This is a genomic window from Pseudomonas protegens CHA0 (assembly GCF_000397205.1).
GTDB lineage: Bacteria > Pseudomonadota > Gammaproteobacteria > Pseudomonadales > Pseudomonadaceae > Aquipseudomonas > Aquipseudomonas protegens.
Map to the genome: position 1 here is coordinate 4,154,456 of NC_021237.1, position 17,640 is coordinate 4,172,095.

At 63.5% G+C, this 17,640-nt stretch carries 14 protein-coding genes and 2 riboswitches; of the genes, 9 read left to right on the top strand and 5 right to left on the bottom strand.

Going from position 1 to position 17,640, the window contains the following annotated elements; translation table 11 throughout:
- Positions 1–3: 3 nt before the first annotated feature.
- Positions 4–1,074, bottom strand: a complete 1,071-nt coding sequence (gene cobW, locus PFLCHA0_RS18425) for a cobalamin biosynthesis protein CobW (RefSeq protein WP_011061931.1) — start codon at positions 1,072–1,074, stop codon at positions 4–6.
- 98 nt (positions 1,075–1,172) lie between these two features.
- A riboswitch (cobalamin riboswitch) is annotated at positions 1,173–1,384 on the bottom strand.
- A 141-nt stretch (positions 1,385–1,525) separates the two neighbouring features.
- Positions 1,526–1,751, top strand: a riboswitch (cobalamin riboswitch).
- Between the two features lie 96 nt (positions 1,752–1,847).
- Here cobW and PFLCHA0_RS18430 point away from each other — a divergent pair.
- The 4 genes from PFLCHA0_RS18430 to cobM all read left to right on the top strand — a co-directional run bounded on the left by PFLCHA0_RS18430 (position 1,848) and on the right by cobM (position 3,989).
- Entirely contained in the window at positions 1,848–2,036 is a 189-nt protein-coding gene (locus PFLCHA0_RS18430) for a CbtB domain-containing protein (protein WP_011061932.1), read from the top strand.
- Positions 2,037–2,047: 11 nt separating this feature from the next.
- Positions 2,048–2,749 (top strand): CbtA family protein, encoded by a 702-nt coding sequence (locus tag PFLCHA0_RS18435; protein WP_041752350.1) that lies wholly within the window; start codon positions 2,048–2,050, stop codon positions 2,747–2,749.
- On the top strand, positions 2,746–3,159 hold the full coding sequence (locus PFLCHA0_RS18440; RefSeq protein ID WP_011061934.1) for a cobalamin biosynthesis protein: 414 nt from the start codon (positions 2,746–2,748) through the stop codon (positions 3,157–3,159). Before PFLCHA0_RS18435 ends, PFLCHA0_RS18440 begins: the two co-directional genes overlap by 4 nt.
- An 83-nt stretch (positions 3,160–3,242) precedes the next feature.
- The gene (cobM, locus tag PFLCHA0_RS18445) at positions 3,243–3,989 is read left to right on the top strand and encodes a precorrin-4 C(11)-methyltransferase (RefSeq protein WP_015636081.1); all 747 of its coding nucleotides are present in this window, start codon (positions 3,243–3,245) and stop codon (positions 3,987–3,989) included.
- Between the two features lie 294 nt (positions 3,990–4,283).
- Here the strand turns inward: cobM and nfuA are convergent, their stop codons facing one another.
- Entirely contained in the window at positions 4,284–4,868 is a 585-nt protein-coding gene (nfuA, locus tag PFLCHA0_RS18450; RefSeq protein WP_011061936.1) for a Fe-S biogenesis protein NfuA, read from the bottom strand.
- Between the two features lie 142 nt (positions 4,869–5,010).
- Positions 5,011–7,302 (bottom strand): fatty acid cis/trans isomerase, encoded by a 2,292-nt coding sequence (locus tag PFLCHA0_RS18455; protein ID WP_015636082.1) that lies wholly within the window; start codon positions 7,300–7,302, stop codon positions 5,011–5,013.
- A 154-nt stretch (positions 7,303–7,456) separates the two neighbouring features.
- Between PFLCHA0_RS18455 and metH the strand changes: the two genes are divergently transcribed.
- On the top strand, positions 7,457–11,167 hold the full coding sequence (metH, locus tag PFLCHA0_RS18460) for a methionine synthase (RefSeq protein WP_015636083.1): 3,711 nt from the start codon (positions 7,457–7,459) through the stop codon (positions 11,165–11,167).
- 139 nt (positions 11,168–11,306) lie between these two features.
- The gene (locus PFLCHA0_RS18465; RefSeq protein ID WP_015636084.1) at positions 11,307–11,528 is read left to right on the top strand and encodes a DUF2970 domain-containing protein; all 222 of its coding nucleotides are present in this window, start codon (positions 11,307–11,309) and stop codon (positions 11,526–11,528) included.
- Positions 11,529–11,535: 7 nt separating this feature from the next.
- Here the strand turns inward: PFLCHA0_RS18465 and PFLCHA0_RS18470 are convergent, their stop codons facing one another.
- Positions 11,536–12,621 carry an ABC transporter substrate-binding protein gene (locus tag PFLCHA0_RS18470; RefSeq protein ID WP_015636085.1) on the bottom strand — a complete coding sequence of 362 codons (1,086 nt, stop codon included), beginning with the start codon at positions 12,619–12,621 and terminating at the stop codon, positions 11,536–11,538.
- Between the two features lie 596 nt (positions 12,622–13,217).
- On the opposite strand from PFLCHA0_RS18470, the gene PFLCHA0_RS18475 reads away from it, so the two are divergent.
- Entirely contained in the window at positions 13,218–14,876 is a 1,659-nt protein-coding gene (locus PFLCHA0_RS18475) for a nitrite/sulfite reductase (RefSeq protein ID WP_011061941.1), read from the top strand.
- A complete protein-coding gene (locus PFLCHA0_RS18480; RefSeq protein WP_011061942.1) occupies positions 14,860–15,354 on the top strand; it encodes a DUF934 domain-containing protein in 495 nt (164 codons plus the stop codon). Before PFLCHA0_RS18475 ends, PFLCHA0_RS18480 begins: the two co-directional genes overlap by 17 nt.
- Positions 15,355–15,666: 312 nt before the next feature.
- On the opposite strand, the gene sohB is transcribed toward PFLCHA0_RS18480, so the two are convergent.
- Positions 15,667–16,701, bottom strand: a complete 1,035-nt coding sequence (gene sohB, locus PFLCHA0_RS18485) for a protease SohB (protein ID WP_015636087.1) — start codon at positions 16,699–16,701, stop codon at positions 15,667–15,669.
- A 203-nt stretch (positions 16,702–16,904) separates the two neighbouring features.
- Between sohB and PFLCHA0_RS18490 the strand changes: the two genes are divergently transcribed.
- Positions 16,905–17,615 carry a histidine phosphatase family protein gene (locus PFLCHA0_RS18490; protein ID WP_041752352.1) on the top strand — a complete coding sequence of 237 codons (711 nt, stop codon included), beginning with the start codon at positions 16,905–16,907 and terminating at the stop codon, positions 17,613–17,615.
- Positions 17,616–17,640: the final 25 nt, after the last annotated feature.

Below are 17,640 nucleotides of genomic sequence, written 5' to 3' on the forward strand. Positions count from 1 at the left end.
GGCTTAGACGCTGAGTGCGGCGCGCAGTTGCGCTTCGAGCTGGGCGGCGTCCAGTTCCTGGCCGATCAGCACCAGACGCGTGGTACGGGCCTCGTCGGCGCCCCACTTGCGGTCGAAGTGCTTGTCGAAGCGCGTGCCCACGCCCTGGATCAGCAGGCGCATCGGCTTGTTGGGGATGGCGGCGAAACCCTTGACCCGCAGGATGCCGTGCTTGACCACCAGTTGGGTCAGGGCGTCCAGCAGCAGGCTTTCGTCGGCCTGGGGCAGCTCGATGGAGATGGAATCGAAGGCGTCGTGATCGTGGTCGTCGTGATCGTCATCGCCGTCATGGTGATGGTCGTGATGGCTGTGGCGGCCGTCGATGTGTTCCTCGGAACCGGCACCCAGGCCCAGCAGCACATCCAGGGGCAGGCGACCGCTGCTGGCTTCGATGACCTTGACCGCCGGCGGCAGCTCCTCGGCCACTTCCAGGCGCACCTTGGCCAGGTCTTCGGGGCTGATCAGGTCGGTCTTGTTGAGGATCACCAGGTCTGCGCTGGACAGCTGGTCGGCGAACAGCTCATGCAGCGGCGATTCGTGGTCCAGGTTGGGGTCGAGCTTGCGCTGGGCGTCCACTTGATCGGGGAAGGCGGCGAAGGTGCCGGCGGCCACGGCCGGGCTGTCGACCACGGTGATCACCGCATCGACGGTGCAGGCACTGCGGATTTCCGGCCACTGGAAGGCCTGGACCAGAGGCTTGGGCAGCGCCAGGCCGGAGGTCTCGATGAGGATGTGGTCCAGGTCGCCGCGGCGCGCCACCAGTTCGCGCATCACCGGGAAGAACTCCTCCTGCACGGTGCAGCACAGGCAACCGTTGGCCAGCTCGTAGACTCGGCCGCTGGCCTCTTCCTCGGTGCAGCCGATGGCGCATTGCTTGAGGATTTCGCCGTCGATGCCCAGCTCGCCGAATTCGTTGACGATCACCGCAATGCGCCGGCCCTGGGCGTTGTCCAGCATGTGCCGGAGCAAGGTGGTCTTACCCGAGCCAAGGAAGCCGGTGACGATGGTGACGGGAAGTTTGGCCAGTGTTTTCATCGGATGCCCTTTGGCAAAAGGAGGCGGGCAAACGGGACGAGAACCGCAACGCCGGGCGCGCGGAGATTTCGCCACCGGATCACCCCGCCCGGTTGTAGTGAGAATCTTGGATCGAGGCAGGTCTCCTGGCTGAGGGCTTGCCAGTCGTCGGACCGGCGATTGCTGCGCCTTCCCACCGGCGTCGTCGACGCCCATGCAGTGGCCTTGCAGCAATCGAACCCTTCACAGTTGCGGGGGCAGCCGCGGCATCGACCGCGTTCCCTTCTTAGCTTCGACCCGTGGCCGAAGAACCTCGAAAGCGCAAGGCTACGCAGAGCCAGGGGGACGGTCAATCGACAATGCGCCCGTAGCAGCCGGCTTGCCGGCGAAAGGGCCATTGAACCTTGCACGAGCGCGGCGCACACCTGCGCAGCGGTCACGGCAATTGACGCCCCTGCCCCGCCCATGATCTCCTACACACCTTGTTACGGGTGCCCCTTACAGGGTGAAACGGGAAACCGGTGAATCACGTGCTTAACTAAAAAGCCGTGGCCAGTCCGGTGCTGCCCCCGCAACGGTAAGCGAGCGAAGTGTCAGATCCACTGTGCCAAGGCATGGGAAGGCGACACTTGCTGGCACGGCATGACACAGCCCTGCCCCTCGCAAGCCCGGAGACCGGCCCGCAACACTTACATAACAACCCGCGGTGGGCGGGCGCTGTTGCAAACCCTGCGTGGCCATCACGCGGGGTTTTCCTGCGCCTCTACCCCGCTGACACTCCAGAGGGAAGCGCCATGTCGATCATCAGCAGCACCAGCCACTCCGCCAGCACGACCTCCACCCTGAGCCAGCGCCTGGTGGCCGCCATCGGCGCCTCGATCCTCGGCGCGTGCCTGGTGTACTTCGCCGGCTTCTCCCACATCGAGGCGGTGCACAACGCGGCTCACGACACCCGCCACAGCGCCGCCTTCCCTTGCCATTGAGACCTGCCGACATGATCAAGCGTATCGCGCAAACCGCAGGTTTCACCGGCCTCTTGGCCGCCCTGCTGCTGACCCTGCTGCAAAGCTTCTGGGTCGCCCCGTTGATCCTGCAGGCGGAAACCTATGAAAAGGCCCCCGCGGCCGAAGTCCATGAGCACGCCGAAGGCGCCATGGCCGCCCACAGCCACGATGCCGAAGCCTGGGAGCCGGAAGACGGCTGGCAGCGCGTGCTGTCCACCACCGGAGGCAACCTGGTGGTGGCCGTGGGCTTCGCCCTGATGCTGGCCGGCCTCTACACCCTGCGCGCGCCGAACCGCACGTCCCAGGGCCTGCTCTGGGGCCTGGCCGGCTATGCCACCTTCTGCCTGGCGCCGACCCTGGGCCTGCCGCCGGAACTGCCGGGCACCGCCGCAGCCGACCTGGCACAGCGGCAGATCTGGTGGGTCGGCACCGCCGCCTCCACCGCTGTGGGCATTGCCCTGATCGTGTTCGCCCGCAACTGGCTGCTGAAGATCCTGGGCGCGACCATCATCGCCGTACCCCACGTGATCGGCGCGCCGCAGCCGGAAGTGCATTCGATGCTGGCCCCGGAAGAACTGGAAGCGCAATTCAAGATCGCCTCGCAGCTGACCAATGCGGCCTTCTGGCTGGCCCTCGGGCTGATCAGCGCCTGGTTGTTCCGGCGCAAGAGCGCGGGCCAGTACTCGGCATGATCGAAGTGAGCGCAGCGCCGACCCTGGTGGTCGGCCTGGGCTGCCAGAAAGGCTGCCCGGTGACCACGCTGCGCGCCTTGCTCGACCAGGTCCTGGCGGCGCACCAGTGGCAAGCCCGGCAGGTCCTGGCCCTGGCCAGCATCGACCTCAAGCGCAACGAACCCGGCCTGCTGCAACTGGCGGAGCAACTGGAACTGCCGCTGACCTGTTTCAGCAGCGGCCAGCTCGCCCCCTTTGCCCTGCGCCTGAGCCACCGCTCGCAAATCGCCTTCGAACGTACCGGCTGCTACGGCGTGGCCGAAAGTGCCGCCCTGGCCCTGGCCGAACAGCTGTCACCCGGCCCGGCCACACTGCTTGTTCCCCGGCAAAAATACGCCCAAGCCACCCTGGCATTGGTCGCCGCCCGGTAGAATCCCCGATAATCCCCGCCTTCGATCATGAGCAATCTTCATCTGAAGCACGGCTCCCGACCTTTTTTTCACAGGACACAGCCATGACTGTCTATTTCATCGGCGCCGGCCCCGGCGACCCGGAACTGATCACCGTCAAGGGCCAGCGCCTGATCCATCGTTGCCCGGTGATCATCTACGCCGGCTCCCTGGTCCCCCAGGCAGTGCTCGACGGGCACCGCGCGGAGCGGGTGATCAATAGCGCCGAACTGCACCTGGAGCAGATCATCGAGGCCATCAAGCAGGCCCATGCCCGGGGCCAGGACGTGGCCCGGGTGCATTCCGGCGACCCGAGCCTGTATGGCGCCATCGGCGAGCAGATCCGCTGCCTGCGGGAGCTGGGCATCCCCTTCGAGATCATCCCCGGGGTCACCGCCACCGCCGCCTGCGCTGCCCTGCTGGGGGCCGAACTGACCCTGCCGGACGTCTCCCAAAGCGTGATTCTTACCCGCTACGCGGACAAGACCGCGATGCCTGCCGGCGAGGATTTCGCCAGCCTGGCGGCCCACGGCGCCACCATGGCCATTCACCTGGGGGTCAATCACCTGCCGAAGATCGTTGCCGAGTTGCTGCCCCACTACGGCGCAGACTGCCCGATTGCAGTGGTGCACCGCGCCACCTGGCCGGATCAGGACTGGGCCCTGGGAACCCTGGCGGACATCGTCGATCAGGTGGCGGCCAAGGGTTTTCGGCGCACGGCACTGATCCTGGTGGGCCGGGTGCTGGCCACGGATGCATTCAGCGAATCGTCGCTGTACCGCGCCGGGCACGCACACCTCTACCGCCCCTGACACACACCCTGTGTAGGAGCTGGCTTGCCAGCGAAGGCGATCTTGGCATCGTGCAAGGCTTGAGGGCCCATTCGCCGGCAAGCCGGCTCCTACGAGGTGGGAGTTCCTATGTTGCCGCGCTGGACGCTTTGTAGGAGCTGGCTTGCCAGCGAAGGCGATCTGGGAATTGGTGCAAGGCTCTAGCGCCCTTTCGCCGGCAAGCCGGCTCCTACGGAGGCTTTGGGGGGAGCTGGCTTGGGGGCATAAAAAAACGGCGCTCACGGGGCGCCGTTTTTTCAAGTCGCAGCGAACGCCTTAGTAGTAGGCGTTTTCTTTCTGCGTGTGGTCGGTGACGTCACGTACGCCCTTGAGCTCCGGAATGCGCTCGAGCAGGGTGCGCTCGATGCCTTCCTTCAAGGTCACGTCGGCCTGGCCGCAGCCCTGGCAACCGCCGCCGAACTGCAACACGGCAATGCCGTCCTCGACCACGTCAATCAGGCTGACCTGGCCGCCGTGGCTGGCCAGCCCCGGGTTGATCTCGGTTTGCAGGTAGTAGTTGATGCGCTCGTTGACCGGGCTGTCGGCATTGACCATCGGCACCTTGGCGTTGGGCGCCTTGATGGTCAGCTGGCCGCCCATGCGGTCGGTGGCGTAGTCGACCACCGCATCATCGAGGAAACCTTCGCTGAAGGCGTCGATGTAGGCGGTGAAGCTTTTCAGGCCCAGGGCCTTGTCTTCGGGTTTCTCTTCGCCCGGCTTGCAATAGGCGATGCAGGTCTCGGCGTACTGAGTCCCTGGCTGGGTGATGAAGATGCGGATGCCAATCCCCGGGGTGTTCTGCTTGGATAGCAGATCAGCCAGATAATCGTGGGCGGCGTCGGTAATGGTTATGGCGCTCATGGTGGTTCCTCGCAGACGTGGGCGCAGTTTACGCCAATCCAAGCCGCTGACAAAGTCCTAGTATTTTTGTCGGGATAGACTTTGGTATAGAGCGTCCCCGGGCCGCGCCAAGGCGCAGTCCGGGGGCGATGACAGCTCTATGTCAGAGGTTTTCGTAACGGTTCATGTCCAGGACCCCGGCTTCCACCGGGTCGGTTTCCTGCAGGTAGCGGGTCTGGTCATGGAAGTACTGCCAGAACTGCGGATGGCTGCGGCGGATGCCCCAGCGCTCGACGATCCTCTCGAAGCTGGCGGCGTCCCGGGCCGCCTGCATGGCGTCGACGAACTCCGGCACTTGCCCGGCCGGTACGTTGAACATGAAGTTCGGATAGCTGCTGAGAATCCCCGGAAATATGGTCAGGGTGTCCAGCCCCGGCTGATAGCGCAGCGACTCGCCGAGCATGAAGGCCACGTTACTGTGGGCGCGGTTGCGCAGCATGCTGTAGAACTCGCGCTTGCCGCTGGCGGTCTGGACACGCAGCAGGGTCGCTTCCGGCAACTGTTCGATGACCTTGAGGCCCGCCGCCGGGCGCGATGCCAGGCGGCTCAGGGCCTGCTCGGCATCCTGCAGCGCCGGGTCGATGTTCGGGCGTGAGCAGTAGGCGCTGTCACAGCGGTTGATCGGATCCGGCTTGGCGTTGAGGTCGCCATAGCGGGCCAGCAACTGGTTGGCGAAGTCCTTTTTCGGGTCCTTGAGGTCGAGCTTCAGCGCGCTGCGCTTGTCGTCGTCGATGGACTCGTAATCCAGCCACATCTTGAACTTGCCACTGTTCTGGTACCAATCGTCGAGGAAATCCTCGCGAGTGCCGGCGGGCATCAGGCGCAGGAAGTTCTGCTCCGCGCCATTGCGGATCAGGTCGAAGTACAACCGGGTCTGGGCCTGGTGGGAGACGTTGCCGAACACGTCGAAGTTCACCGCCAATTGATAGTAGGTGCGCTCCAGCAGCGGGTAGTCGAACAGCCACATCGTCTGTGGCACTTCGCCGATCAGGCCCTTGGTCACCGAGGCGCTGTCGAAGTGGCGGAAGATGCTCAGCAGCGCGTTGTCGTTGCCGGCCCACAGGGTCGACCAGCTGGGCGCCGGCGAATCGGCATAGGAATCGCGGCGCAGGGCCTCGTACTCGTTGCGCTTGTCGCGATAGGCCAGCCACAGGCTGAGCACGCTGCCGACGTCGTCGTTCTGCCCGGGCATGGCCAGCAACGGCGTGGCCTGGCCGCGATAGGCCGGGTCGGTGATGTACAGGTCATGTTCGGGGGCCTGGAACAGCGCCCAGAAGTTGTCGCGGATCACGTCGGTGGCGATCTGCCCGCGGCACACCGGGCCACGGATAAAGGTGCGCACGAAGTATTCGGCGTTATCCAGCATGAACTGGTAGCGGGCCTTGGCCGGAATCGCCTCGAAGGTCTCGAACGGGTTGGCCCGGCGCGCCGGCCCGTAGCCCGGCAGGGCCGTGACCTGCCAGTCGCCGCTGTAGAACAGGGACTTGACCCGGGCCATCTTCGCCGCGCTCAGCGGGTAGGTGATATGGGTCTTGTGCACGATCACCCCTTGCACCGGCCACAGGCGGTAGTACACCTGGGTGCCCGGGTCGTCGTTGGGGCGACGGGTGTTGATCAGGTCGATGGGCTGGCCACTGGGGGTACGGGAACGCACCCACTGGAAGAAATGCCCCGGCTCGCCGCCTTCAAAATAGAGATGGGCGAGGAACAAGTGTTCGTAGAGCCAGCGCGCCACCAGGCTCTCCCGGGCGCCAGGGGCGTTGAGCAGGTTTTCCCACTGAGCCACTTGCAGGCTTTCCCGGGCACTGGGGGCCAGGCCTTGCTCGTCGATGGGCGCGCCCGAGGCCAGCCAGCGTTGCAGGGTCAGGTATTGCTGATCGGTCAGGCCGGTGACCGCCAGGGGCATGCCTTCCTTGGGGTGAGCCCCGGCATAGGCGTCGAACTCCGCCGGCTGCGGGCACATGTTCTCGCGGCTCAGGCCCAGGGCGATCTCGCTGGGCAACTTGGCGTTGGGTTGCAGCGGGGTGCGATGGCCCAGTTCCAGCATGCGCGCCATCAGCGCCGCCTGGCTGCCCTGGGCGTCAAGCACCGAATAGAAGCCCTTCTGCTGCCAGGCACGCTGGCCAGTGGCGTCATAGAACAGCCGCGTAGGCGCTTGGGCCTTGCTGCGCTCGCCGTCGTACACCGGAATCTTCGAAGCACCGCGGCTGGCCCCTTCGCCACTGCCCAGGTTGAGCTGACAGGCGGAGTCGTAACAGGCATGACAGGCCACGCATTTCTCGGTAAAGATCGGCTGGATGTCGCGGGTATAGGAAATCGCCGGCGCCGGACCTTGTGCCAGGCACACTGAACTCAGAAGCAGCAGCGCGCTGCTGACGATAAAACGAAACGGCATGTCCCTGGTCCCGAAAGAAAAAAACGCCGCGATTCTACCGGTCTCACTCCTCGACCAACATGAGCGATATTCATGCAAAAACCACGCATGCCGCAAAACCATGCAGGTTTGCTATGATCGCCGCCCTTCGTAATGGCCTTACCAGGTAGTTCTCATGTCCGATCGCAGTGCTCGCCTCCACGCCCTCCAGCAAGCCCTCAAAGAGCGCATTCTGATTCTCGATGGCGGCATGGGCACCATGATCCAGAGCTACAAGCTCGAAGAACATGACTACCGTGGCAAGCGCTTCGCCGACTGGCCCAGCGACGTCAAGGGCAACAACGACCTGTTGGTGATCACCCGTCCGGACGTGATCGGTGGCATCGAAAAAGCCTATCTGGATGCCGGCGCCGACATCCTGGAAACCAACACCTTCAACGCCACGCGCATTTCCATGGCCGATTACGGCATGGAAGAACTGGCCTACGAATTAAACGTAGAGGGCGCACGCCTGGCGCGCAAGATCGCCGACGCCAAGACCCAGGAGACCCCGGACAAGCCACGTTTCGTCGCCGGCGTCCTGGGACCGACCAGCCGTACCTGCTCGCTGTCGCCCGACGTCAACAACCCCGGCTACCGCAACGTCACCTTCGATGAACTGGTGGAAAACTACACCGAGGCCACCAAGGGCCTGATCGAAGGCGGTGCCGACCTGATCCTGATCGAGACCATCTTCGACACCTTGAACGCCAAGGCGGCGATCTTCGCCGTACAGGGCGTGTTCCAAGAACTGGGCGTCGAGCTGCCGATCATGATTTCCGGGACCATCACCGATGCCTCCGGTCGTACCCTGTCGGGCCAGACCACCGAGGCCTTCTGGAACTCCGTGGCCCACGCCAAGCCGATCTCGGTGGGCCTGAACTGCGCCCTGGGCGCCAGCGAACTGCGCCCGTACCTGGAAGAGCTGTCGAACAAGGCCAGCACCCACGTCTCGGCGCACCCCAATGCCGGCCTGCCCAACGAATTCGGCGAATACGACGAACTGCCGGAACAAACCGCCAAGGTCATCGAGGAATTCGCCCAGAGCGGCTTCCTGAATATCGTCGGCGGCTGCTGCGGCACCACCCCGGGGCATATCGGCGCCATCGCCAAAGCCGTGGCCGGTTATGCCCCGCGACAGATCCCGGACATTCCCAAGGCCTGCCGCCTGTCGGGCCTGGAGCCCTTCACCATCGATCGCAGCTCGCTGTTCGTGAACGTCGGTGAACGCACCAACATCACCGGCTCGGCCAAGTTCGCCCGGCTGATCCGCGAGGACAACTACACCGAGGCCCTGGAAGTCGCCCTGCAGCAGGTGGAAGCCGGCGCCCAGGTGATCGACATCAACATGGATGAAGGGATGCTGGATTCGAAGAAGGCCATGGTGACCTTCCTCAATCTGATCGCCGGCGAGCCGGACATCTCCCGCGTACCGATCATGATCGACTCCTCCAAGTGGGAAGTGATCGAAGCCGGCCTCAAGTGCATCCAGGGCAAGGGCATCGTCAACTCCATCAGCATGAAGGAAGGCGTCGAGCAGTTCATTCACCACGCCAAACTGTGCAAGCGCTACGGCGCCGCCGTGGTGGTAATGGCCTTCGACGAGGTCGGCCAGGCCGACACCGAGGCGCGCAAGAAGGAAATCTGCAAGCGCTCCTACGACATCCTGGTCAATGAAGTGGGCTTCCCGCCGGAAGACATCATCTTCGACCCGAACATCTTCGCCGTAGCCACCGGCATCGAGGAACACAACAACTACGCCGTTGATTTCATCAACGCCTGCGCCTATATCCGCGACGAGCTGCCCTATGCCCTGAGCTCCGGCGGTGTGTCCAACGTGTCGTTCTCGTTCCGCGGCAACAACCCGGTGCGTGAAGCGATCCACTCGGTGTTCCTGCTGTACGCGATCCGCAACGGCCTGACCATGGGCATCGTCAACGCCGGCCAGCTGGAGATCTACGACCAGATTCCGCAACAGCTGCGCGACGCCGTGGAAGACGTGGTGCTCAACCGCACGCCCAACGGCACCGACGCGCTGCTGGCCATCGCCGACCAGTTCAAGGGCGACGGTAGCGTCAAGGAAGCGGAAACCGAGGAATGGCGCGGCTGGGAAGTCAACAAGCGCCTGGAACACGCGCTGGTCAAGGGCATCACCACCCATATCGTCGAAGACACCGAAGAGTCGCGCCAGAGCTTCAGCCGCCCGATCGAGGTGATCGAAGGCCCGCTGATGTCCGGCATGAACGTGGTCGGCGACCTGTTCGGCGCCGGCAAGATGTTCCTGCCCCAGGTGGTTAAATCCGCCCGGGTAATGAAACAGGCGGTGGCCCACCTGATTCCCTTCATCGAGCTGGAAAAAGGCGACAAGCCGGAAGCCAAGGGCAAGATCCTCATGGCCACGGTCAAGGGCGACGTGCACGACATCGGCAAGAACATCGTCGGCGTGGTCCTGGGCTGCAACGGCTACGACATCGTCGACCTCGGGGTGATGGTGCCGGCGGAGAAGATCCTCCAGGTGGCCAAGGAGCAGAAGTGCGACATCATCGGCCTGTCCGGGCTGATCACCCCGTCCCTGGACGAGATGGTCCACGTCGCCCGCGAGATGCAGCGCCAGGATTTCCACCTGCCGCTGATGATCGGTGGCGCCACCACCTCCAAGGCCCACACCGCGGTGAAGATCGAGCCTAAATACAGCAATGACGCGGTGGTCTACGTCACCGACGCCTCCCGCGCGGTGGGCGTGGCCACCCAATTGCTGTCCAAGGAACTCAAGGCCGGCTTCGTGCAGAAGACCCGCGAGGAATACGTGGAAGTGCGCGAGCGCACCGCCAACCGCAGCGCCCGCACCGAGCGCCTGAGCTACCCGGCGGCCATCGCCAAGAAGCCGCAGTTCGACTGGAGCAGCTACCAGCCGGTCAAACCGACCTTCACCGGCGCCCGGGTGCTGGACAACATCGACCTCAAGGTGCTGGCCGAATACATCGACTGGACGCCGTTCTTCATCTCCTGGGACCTGGCCGGCAAGTTCCCGCGCATCCTCGAAGACGAAGTGGTGGGCGAAGCTGCCACCGCGCTGTACAAAGACGCCCGGGAGATGCTCGACAAGCTGATCAACGAAAAGCTGATCAGCGCCCGCGCCGTGTTCGGTTTCTGGCCGGCCAACCAGGTGCAGGACGACGACCTGGAAGTCTACGGCGATGACGGCCAGCCCCTGGCGCGCCTGCACCACCTGCGTCAGCAGATCATCAAGACCGATGGCAAGCCGAACTTCTCCCTGGCCGACTTCGTCGCGCCCAAGGACAGCGGCGTCACCGACTACGTCGGCGGCTTCATCACCACCGCCGGAATCGGCGCCGAAGAAGTGGCCAAGGCCTACCAGGATGCCGGCGACGACTACAACTCGATCATGGTCAAGGCCCTGGCCGACCGCCTGGCCGAAGCCTGCGCCGAGTGGCTGCACCAGCAGGTGCGCAAGGAGTACTGGGGTTATGCCAAGGACGAACAACTGGACAACGAGGCGCTGATCAAGGAGCAGTACAGCGGCATCCGCCCTGCCCCGGGCTACCCGGCCTGCCCGGACCACACCGAGAAGAGCACCCTGTTCGCCCTGCTTGACCCCGAGGCCAGCGAAGGCCGTGCCGGCCGTAGCGGCGTGTTCCTTACCGAGCATTTCGCCATGTTCCCGGCGGCCGCCGTCAGCGGCTGGTACTTCGCTCACCCGCAGGCGCAGTACTTCGCCGTGGGCAAGGTCGACCAGGACCAGGTCCAGAGCTACACCGAGCGCAAGGGCCAGGACCTGGCCGTGAGCGAACGCTGGCTGGCACCGAACCTGGGCTACGACAACTGACCCAGACGCGGTAGGAGCCGGCTTGCCGGCGAAGGCGGTCCCCGGGGCCTCTTCGCTGGCAAGCCCATTCCTGCAACCGCCCGCCACCCCGGGCGGCATTGTCTATGCTCTGTTGACACCCAATCGTGTCGAGGGATTTATGGACGATCCAAGCAAGGACAATCAGCCTCCGACCTTCCTGCAGATGCTGCAAAGCGTGCTGGCCGCCGCCTTCGGCGTACAGAGCGGGAAGAACCGCGCCCGCGACTTCAGCCATGGCAAGCCCAGCCACTTCATCGTGCTGGGCATTCTGTTCACCACCCTGTTTGTTCTGGTGCTGCTGGGCATCGCCAACCTGGCGATGCACCTGGCGGGGGTCTGAAGCGGCGTCAGCGCAGCAACAGCTGCAAACCGAAGGGATAGCGGTAGCTGTCCGGCTTGCCTTGGGCGGACAGCCCGCGAAAATCGACCCTGGTGCCCACCTGATCCCCCAGGCGCAGCAACTGCCGGGCCTGGGCCGGGGTCAATGCCTGGAACAGCGACAGCTGCCAATCCGGCCCGCCCAGGCGCCGGGCGTCCAGCCCCAGGGCATCATCGTGCAACGCCACCAGGGCCCAGCCCCCCAGGGTGAAGTGCCCCGCCTCCAGCACCGACAACTTGCCGTCGATCAGGGCCTGCAAGGCCTCGGGCGAACTGTTGACCCCACTGAACAGCAGATCCGTTCCCGGCTTGCGGCCCAGTTCCCGGGCCGCTTGCATGGCCCCCAGGGCCATTTCGTCATTGGCCGACCAGACCAGTTGGGTTTTCGGGTAGCGCTTGAGCAACTGTTGCGCCTGGCGGTAGGCGCGCTCCCGGTTCCATTCGCCATAGACCAACTGACGCAAATGCACCTGCGGGTATTCGGCCAGGGCCCGGCGCAAGCCGCGCTCGCGCAACTGCGCCGCAGGTGTGACCTTGAGCCCGGAAAATGCAAGGAGTTCGATGCCGTGCCCTGCCGGGACCGGCCCAAGCTTGTGCAGCAGCTCCTTGAGCATGCGGTAGCCGGCTTCCTCATCGTCGCCCACCATGCTGCCGATCCAGTCCGAATAGTTCTGCCGGCTCTGCCCGATCAGTTCCCGCTGGTCCAGGGTCAAAGGGCTGTTGACGATAAACAGCTTGGTCCCGGAGCCCTGGGACAGACGCAGGATCTGCGGAGCCACGTACTGTTCGTTCACCAGCATCAGGTAATCGGGTTTGTCGCGGCCCTGGAACAGCTCCCGGGCCTGCTGCAGAGTGCTCTGCGGATCGCGCTCGGCATAGAGGATGCGCAGGTCAAGCCCCAGGTCCCGGGCCGCGGCCTGCATGAACTGCGAATAACTGACCCAGAAGGTCTCCGTGGAATTGCCGGGATTGAGAAACACCACCGATGTGGCATGAGCGACCGCCCAGAACGGCAGACTCAGGCACAACAGCCACTTGCACAGACGCTTGAACATTACGAGAAGAGCCCCAGAATTTCGCCCAGGCAGTATAACTGGCAAAGTGCTGGCCAACGGCGGCAAATTGTCATGATTGTCCGACAATTCAGGCTCTTTTTTATCGCTCGACTACTGGTGACTGACCCAGAACACGGCCGTACCCACGACCAGTATGATCAGAAAGAGAATGGCCCAAGCATCAACGCTACTGTCACTTTTCCTTACTTTGGTTGGATGGCTCATAGCATCGCCTCTAGTAGATTTTGTCGGTGACTGCTCAAAGACTCGTCCACAGTTAAGACCAGGATTGCCCCTACCACAAATGGGGTTACTCTCACGCCCCTACCGTTAGTCGTTTTGGTTCTGTGCATATACTCAAACATCACTTTTGCGCATAACCGCAAACTGGTATCGTTCGGCGGCTCCGTTGGGAGTGCGCGGCCGTGCGCGCAGATTTGCTTACATGGGTGGCGTGAAGCGTGAACGAAGGCAAGACGAGGTGAGACCGGCGAAAACCGCGCTGGACGCCAGTCCGAGCAGCGTACCGAAGCCGTTCACCGCAGTATTTGCCAAGTGCGCTTGAGCGCCGCCTGTAGCCTGAGAACTGGACCTATATGTACGTATACGACGAGTACGATCAGCGGATCATCGAGGACCGCGTCAAGCAGTTCCGTGATCAGACCCGACGCTATCTGGCAGGCGAGCTGAGCGAAGAAGAATTCCGCCCCCTGCGCCTGCAGAATGGCCTTTATATCCAACGTTTTGCCCCGATGCTGCGGGTCGCCGTGCCTTACGGCCAACTGACCTCGCGCCAAGCGCGGATGATGGCCAAGATTGCCCGCGACTACGACAAGGGCTACGCGCACATCAGTACCCGGCAGAACGTGCAGTTCAACTGGCCGGCCCTGGAAGACATCCCGGACATCCTCGCCGAACTGGCCACCGTGCAGATGCACGCGATCCAGACCAGCGGCAACTGCCTGCGCAACGTCACCACCGACCAGTTCGCCGGTGTCGCCGCCGACGAGCTGATCGACCCGCGCCCCTGGTGCGAGATCGTCCGCCAGTGGACCACCTTCCACCCGGAATTTGCCTACCTGCCGCGCAAGTTCAAGATCGCCATCAACGGCTCGACCTCTGACCGCGCGGCCATCGAAGTCCATGACATCGGCCTTGAGCCTGTGTACAACGCCGCCGGTGAGCTGGGTTTCCGCGTGCTGGTGGGTGGCGGCCTGGGCCGTACCCCGGTGGTCGGTGCCTTCATCAACGAGTTCCTGCCCTGGCAGGACCTGCTGAGCTACCTCGACGCCATCCTGCGGGTCTACAACCGCTACGGCCGGCGTGACAACAAGTACAAGGCGCGGATCAAGATCCTGGTCAAGGCCCTGACCCCTGAAGTGTTCGCCGAGAAGGTCGAGGCCGAGATGGCCCACCTGCGTGGCGGCCAGACCACCCTGACCGATGCCGAAGTGCATCGCGTGGCCAAGCACTTCGTCGACCCGGACTACAAGACCCTGAGCAACCAGGACGCCGAACTGGCCGCCCTGGACCAGCAGCACCCGGGCTTTGCCCGCTGGCGCACGCGCAACACCCTGGCCCACAAGAAGCCGGGCTACGTGGCCGTGACCCTGTCGCTCAAGCCCACCGGTGTAGCGCCGGGAGACGTTACCGACAAGCAGTTCGACGCCATCGCCGACCTGGCCGACCGTTACAGTTTCGGCCAGCTGCGCACCTCCCACGAGCAGAACATCATTCTCGCCGACGTCGAGCAGAGCCAACTGTTCACCCTGTGGGGCGAGTTGCGGGAGAACGGCTTCGCCACGCCGAACATCGGCCTCTTGACCGACATCATCTGCTGCCCGGGCGGCGACTTCTGCTCCCTGGCCAACGCCAAGTCGATCCCGATCGCCGAATCCATCCAGCGCCGTTTCGACGACCTGGACTACCTGTTCGACATCGGCGAACTGGACCTGAACATCTCCGGTTGCATGAACGCCTGCGGCCACCACCACGTGGGCCATATCGGCATCCTCGGGGTGGACAAGAAAGGCGAGGAGTTCTACCAGGTGTCCCTGGGTGGCAGCGCCAGCCGCGACGCCAGCCTGGGCAAGATCCTCGGCCCGTCCTTCGCCCAGGACGACATGCCCGACGTGATCTCGAAGCTGATCGACGTGTACGTGGAACAACGTACCGAAGACGAACGCTTCATCGACACCTATCAACGTATTGGCATCGACCTCTTCAAGGAGCGCGTCTATGCAGCGAATCATTAAGAACAACGAGGTCATCGACGAAACCTGGCACCTGCTGCCCAAGGACGCGACCCTCGACGGCATTTCCAACTGCGACGACCTGATCGTGCCACTGGCCCTGTGGCGCGAGCATGCTCACGCCCTCAAGGCCCGCGATGGCGGCCTGGGCGTATGGCTGGATGCGGACGAAGAAGCCGAGGAAATCGGTGACGACGTCGAGCAGTTCCAGGTGATTGCCCTGAACTTCCCGGCCTTCACCGATGGCCGCAACTACTCCAACGCCCGCCTGCTGCGTGACCGCTACGGCTACAAGGGCGAGTTGCGAGCGATTGGCGACGTGTTGCGCGACCAGCTGTTCTACCTGCACCGCTGCGGCTTCGATGCCTATGCACTGCGGGCCGACAAGGACCCCTACGAAGCCTTGGAAAGCCTCAAGGACTTCTCGGTGACCTACCAGGCCGCCACCGACGAACCGCTACCGCTGTTCCGTCGCCGCTAAGCCCTGGCGCCAACAAAAAGCCCTGAACCGGGAAACCGGTTCAGGGCTTTTTTGTGCAGACCTGCCACTCTCACCGTAGGAGCCGGCTTGCCGGCGAAGAGGCCCTCGGGCCTTGTGCAAATCTTGCGATCGCCTTCGCTGGCAAGCCAGCTCCTACAGCAGACGCCCGTAAACGAAGCACTCCCTGTAGGAGCCGGCTTGCCGGCGAAGAGGCCCTCGGGCCTTGTGCAAAGCTTGCAACCGCCTTCGCTGGCAAGCCAGCTCCTACAAAGCCAGCTCCTACAAAAAGCCAGCGCCTACAAGGCCGGGGGGTTACCAGAAGCGCTGCTGGGTCAGACGGCTCCACCAGGTCAGCAACACGCGATCGATGGAACCACTGGCCGCCAAGCCTACGCGCTCCTGCAGGCTCTTACGCTCGGCATAGTGCAGGTGGAAAACCTCGGCATTCTTGGCCTTGTCGGCCAGGTACTCATCGCTGGTCTGCAGCTCGTCCACCAGCAGTTTTTCCTGCGCCGCCACGCCCAGCCAGACTTCACCAGTGGCCACTTCATCAATGGCCAATTGCGGGCGATAGCGGGACACAAAGTTCTTGAACAGTTGATGGGTCACGTCCAGGTCTTCCTGGAACTTCTCCCGGCCCTTCTCGGTGTTTTCACCAAATACCGTCAGGGTGCGCTTGTACTCACCGGCGGTGAGCACTTCAAAATCGATGTCGTGCTTCTTCAGCAGGCGGTTGACGTTGGGCAACTGGGCCACCACGCCAATGGAACCGAGGATGGCGAACGGCGCGCTGATAATCTTTTCACCGATGCAGGCCATCATGTAGCCGCCGCTGGCCGCTACCTTGTCGATGCACACCGTCAGCGGCACGCCAGCCTGGCGGATACGCGCCAGCTGCGACGAAGCCAGCCCGTAGCTGTGGACCATGCCGCCACCGCTCTCCAGGCGCAGCACCACTTCATCCTTGGGCGTTGCCAGGCTCAGCAGGGCAGTGATTTCATGGCGCAGCCCTTCGGTGGCCGAAGCCTTGATGTCGCCATTGAAGTCCAGCACGAAGACCCGGGACTTGGCCTCGGCCGGCTGTTTCTTGTGCTTCTTCTGGCTCTTTTCGCTCTTGCTCTTGGCCTTGCGCAGGGCCTTGAGCTGATCCTTGTCCAGCAGGCTCTGCTCCAGGCGCTCGCGCAGTTCCTTGTAGAAATCATTCAGCTTGCTGACCTGCAACTGCCCCACACCCTTGCGCCGCCCCTTGCTGCGCAGCGCAGCGGCGGTGATCAGCACCACCAGGATGGCGACCACCAGGGTCACGGTCTTGGCCAGGAAACTGGCATATTCGGCGATAAACTCCACAGGGACTCCTCAAACATGGACCGCTGCCAACGAGCGGCGTAATGGGCTAAAGCATACCGGCGCGACTGGTCGGCCACCAGTCGGGAAACCTTGTGTAACCAAGCTCCAACAATCATTTCAAACAAGCGTATGTTTTTTCATTGACAGCTCACCGGCATCCTCATAACCTCGCAAAACTTTCAACGTACCGGGATGACGCGGACGTGGGCAGCATCTACTTGATTCGACATGGCCAGGCCTCCTTCGGTGCAGACGACTACGACGTGCTGTCGGCCACTGGCGTGCGCCAGGCGGCGGTGCTCGGCGAACACCTGGCAGCGCTGGGCATCGGCTTCGATCGCTGCCTGTCCGGCGATCTGCGGCGCCAGCAGCACACCGCCCAGGCCGCTCTGGAACAGATGAGCGCCGCAGGCTTTGACAGCCCGGCCCTGGAAATAGATTCCGCCTTCAACGAATTCGATGCCGACGCCATCATCCGCGCCCTGCTGCCCGACCTGCTGCCCCAGGAACCCGAAGCCCTGAACATCCTGCGCAACGCCGCGCAGAACCGCGGTGAGTTCCAGCGCATCTTCGCCCTGATCATCCAGCGCTGGCTGGCCGGCACCTACGACCCGCCGGGCCTGGAAAGCTGGCTGGGTTTTGTCGAACGCGTCCAGGGCGGCCTGCAACGGATTCTCGAAGCAACCAACAACCAGCAGAAGATCGCCGTGTTCACCTCCGGCGGCACCATAACCGCCCTGCTCCACCTGATTACCCGGATGCCCGCCCAGCAGGCTTTCGAACTCAATTGGCAAATCGTCAACACCTCGCTCAACCAGCTGAAGTTCCGCGGTCGCGAGGTGTCCCTGGCTTCCTTCAACGGTCATGCCCATCTGCAACTGTTGAAGGCCCCGGAGCTCATCACCTTCCGTTGAGCCCGGCTTACTGTGACCCTTGCTG

Excerpts from the sequence above, each read along its gene's own strand:
- PFLCHA0_RS18440 (WP_011061934.1), top strand. The coding sequence starts at position 2,746 with ATGATCGAAGTGAGCGCAGCGCCGACCCTGGTGGTCGGCCTGGGCTGC.
- cobW (WP_011061931.1), bottom strand. The coding sequence starts at position 1,074 with ATGAAAACACTGGCCAAACTTCCCGTCACCATCGTCACCGGCTTCCTT.
- nfuA (WP_011061936.1), bottom strand. The coding sequence starts at position 4,868 with ATGAGCGCCATAACCATTACCGACGCCGCCCACGATTATCTGGCTGAT.
- PFLCHA0_RS18465 (WP_015636084.1), top strand. The coding sequence starts at position 11,307 with ATGGACGATCCAAGCAAGGACAATCAGCCTCCGACCTTCCTGCAGATG.
- metH (WP_015636083.1), top strand. The coding sequence starts at position 7,457 with ATGTCCGATCGCAGTGCTCGCCTCCACGCCCTCCAGCAAGCCCTCAAA.
- PFLCHA0_RS18480 (WP_011061942.1), top strand. The coding sequence starts at position 14,860 with ATGCAGCGAATCATTAAGAACAACGAGGTCATCGACGAAACCTGGCAC.
- PFLCHA0_RS18470 (WP_015636085.1), bottom strand. The coding sequence starts at position 12,621 with ATGTTCAAGCGTCTGTGCAAGTGGCTGTTGTGCCTGAGTCTGCCGTTC.
- cobM (WP_015636081.1), top strand. The coding sequence starts at position 3,243 with ATGACTGTCTATTTCATCGGCGCCGGCCCCGGCGACCCGGAACTGATC.
- PFLCHA0_RS18435 (WP_041752350.1), top strand. The coding sequence starts at position 2,048 with ATGATCAAGCGTATCGCGCAAACCGCAGGTTTCACCGGCCTCTTGGCC.
- PFLCHA0_RS18475 (WP_011061941.1), top strand. The coding sequence starts at position 13,218 with ATGTACGTATACGACGAGTACGATCAGCGGATCATCGAGGACCGCGTC.
- PFLCHA0_RS18455 (WP_015636082.1), bottom strand. The coding sequence starts at position 7,302 with ATGCCGTTTCGTTTTATCGTCAGCAGCGCGCTGCTGCTTCTGAGTTCA.
- PFLCHA0_RS18430 (WP_011061932.1), top strand. The coding sequence starts at position 1,848 with ATGTCGATCATCAGCAGCACCAGCCACTCCGCCAGCACGACCTCCACC.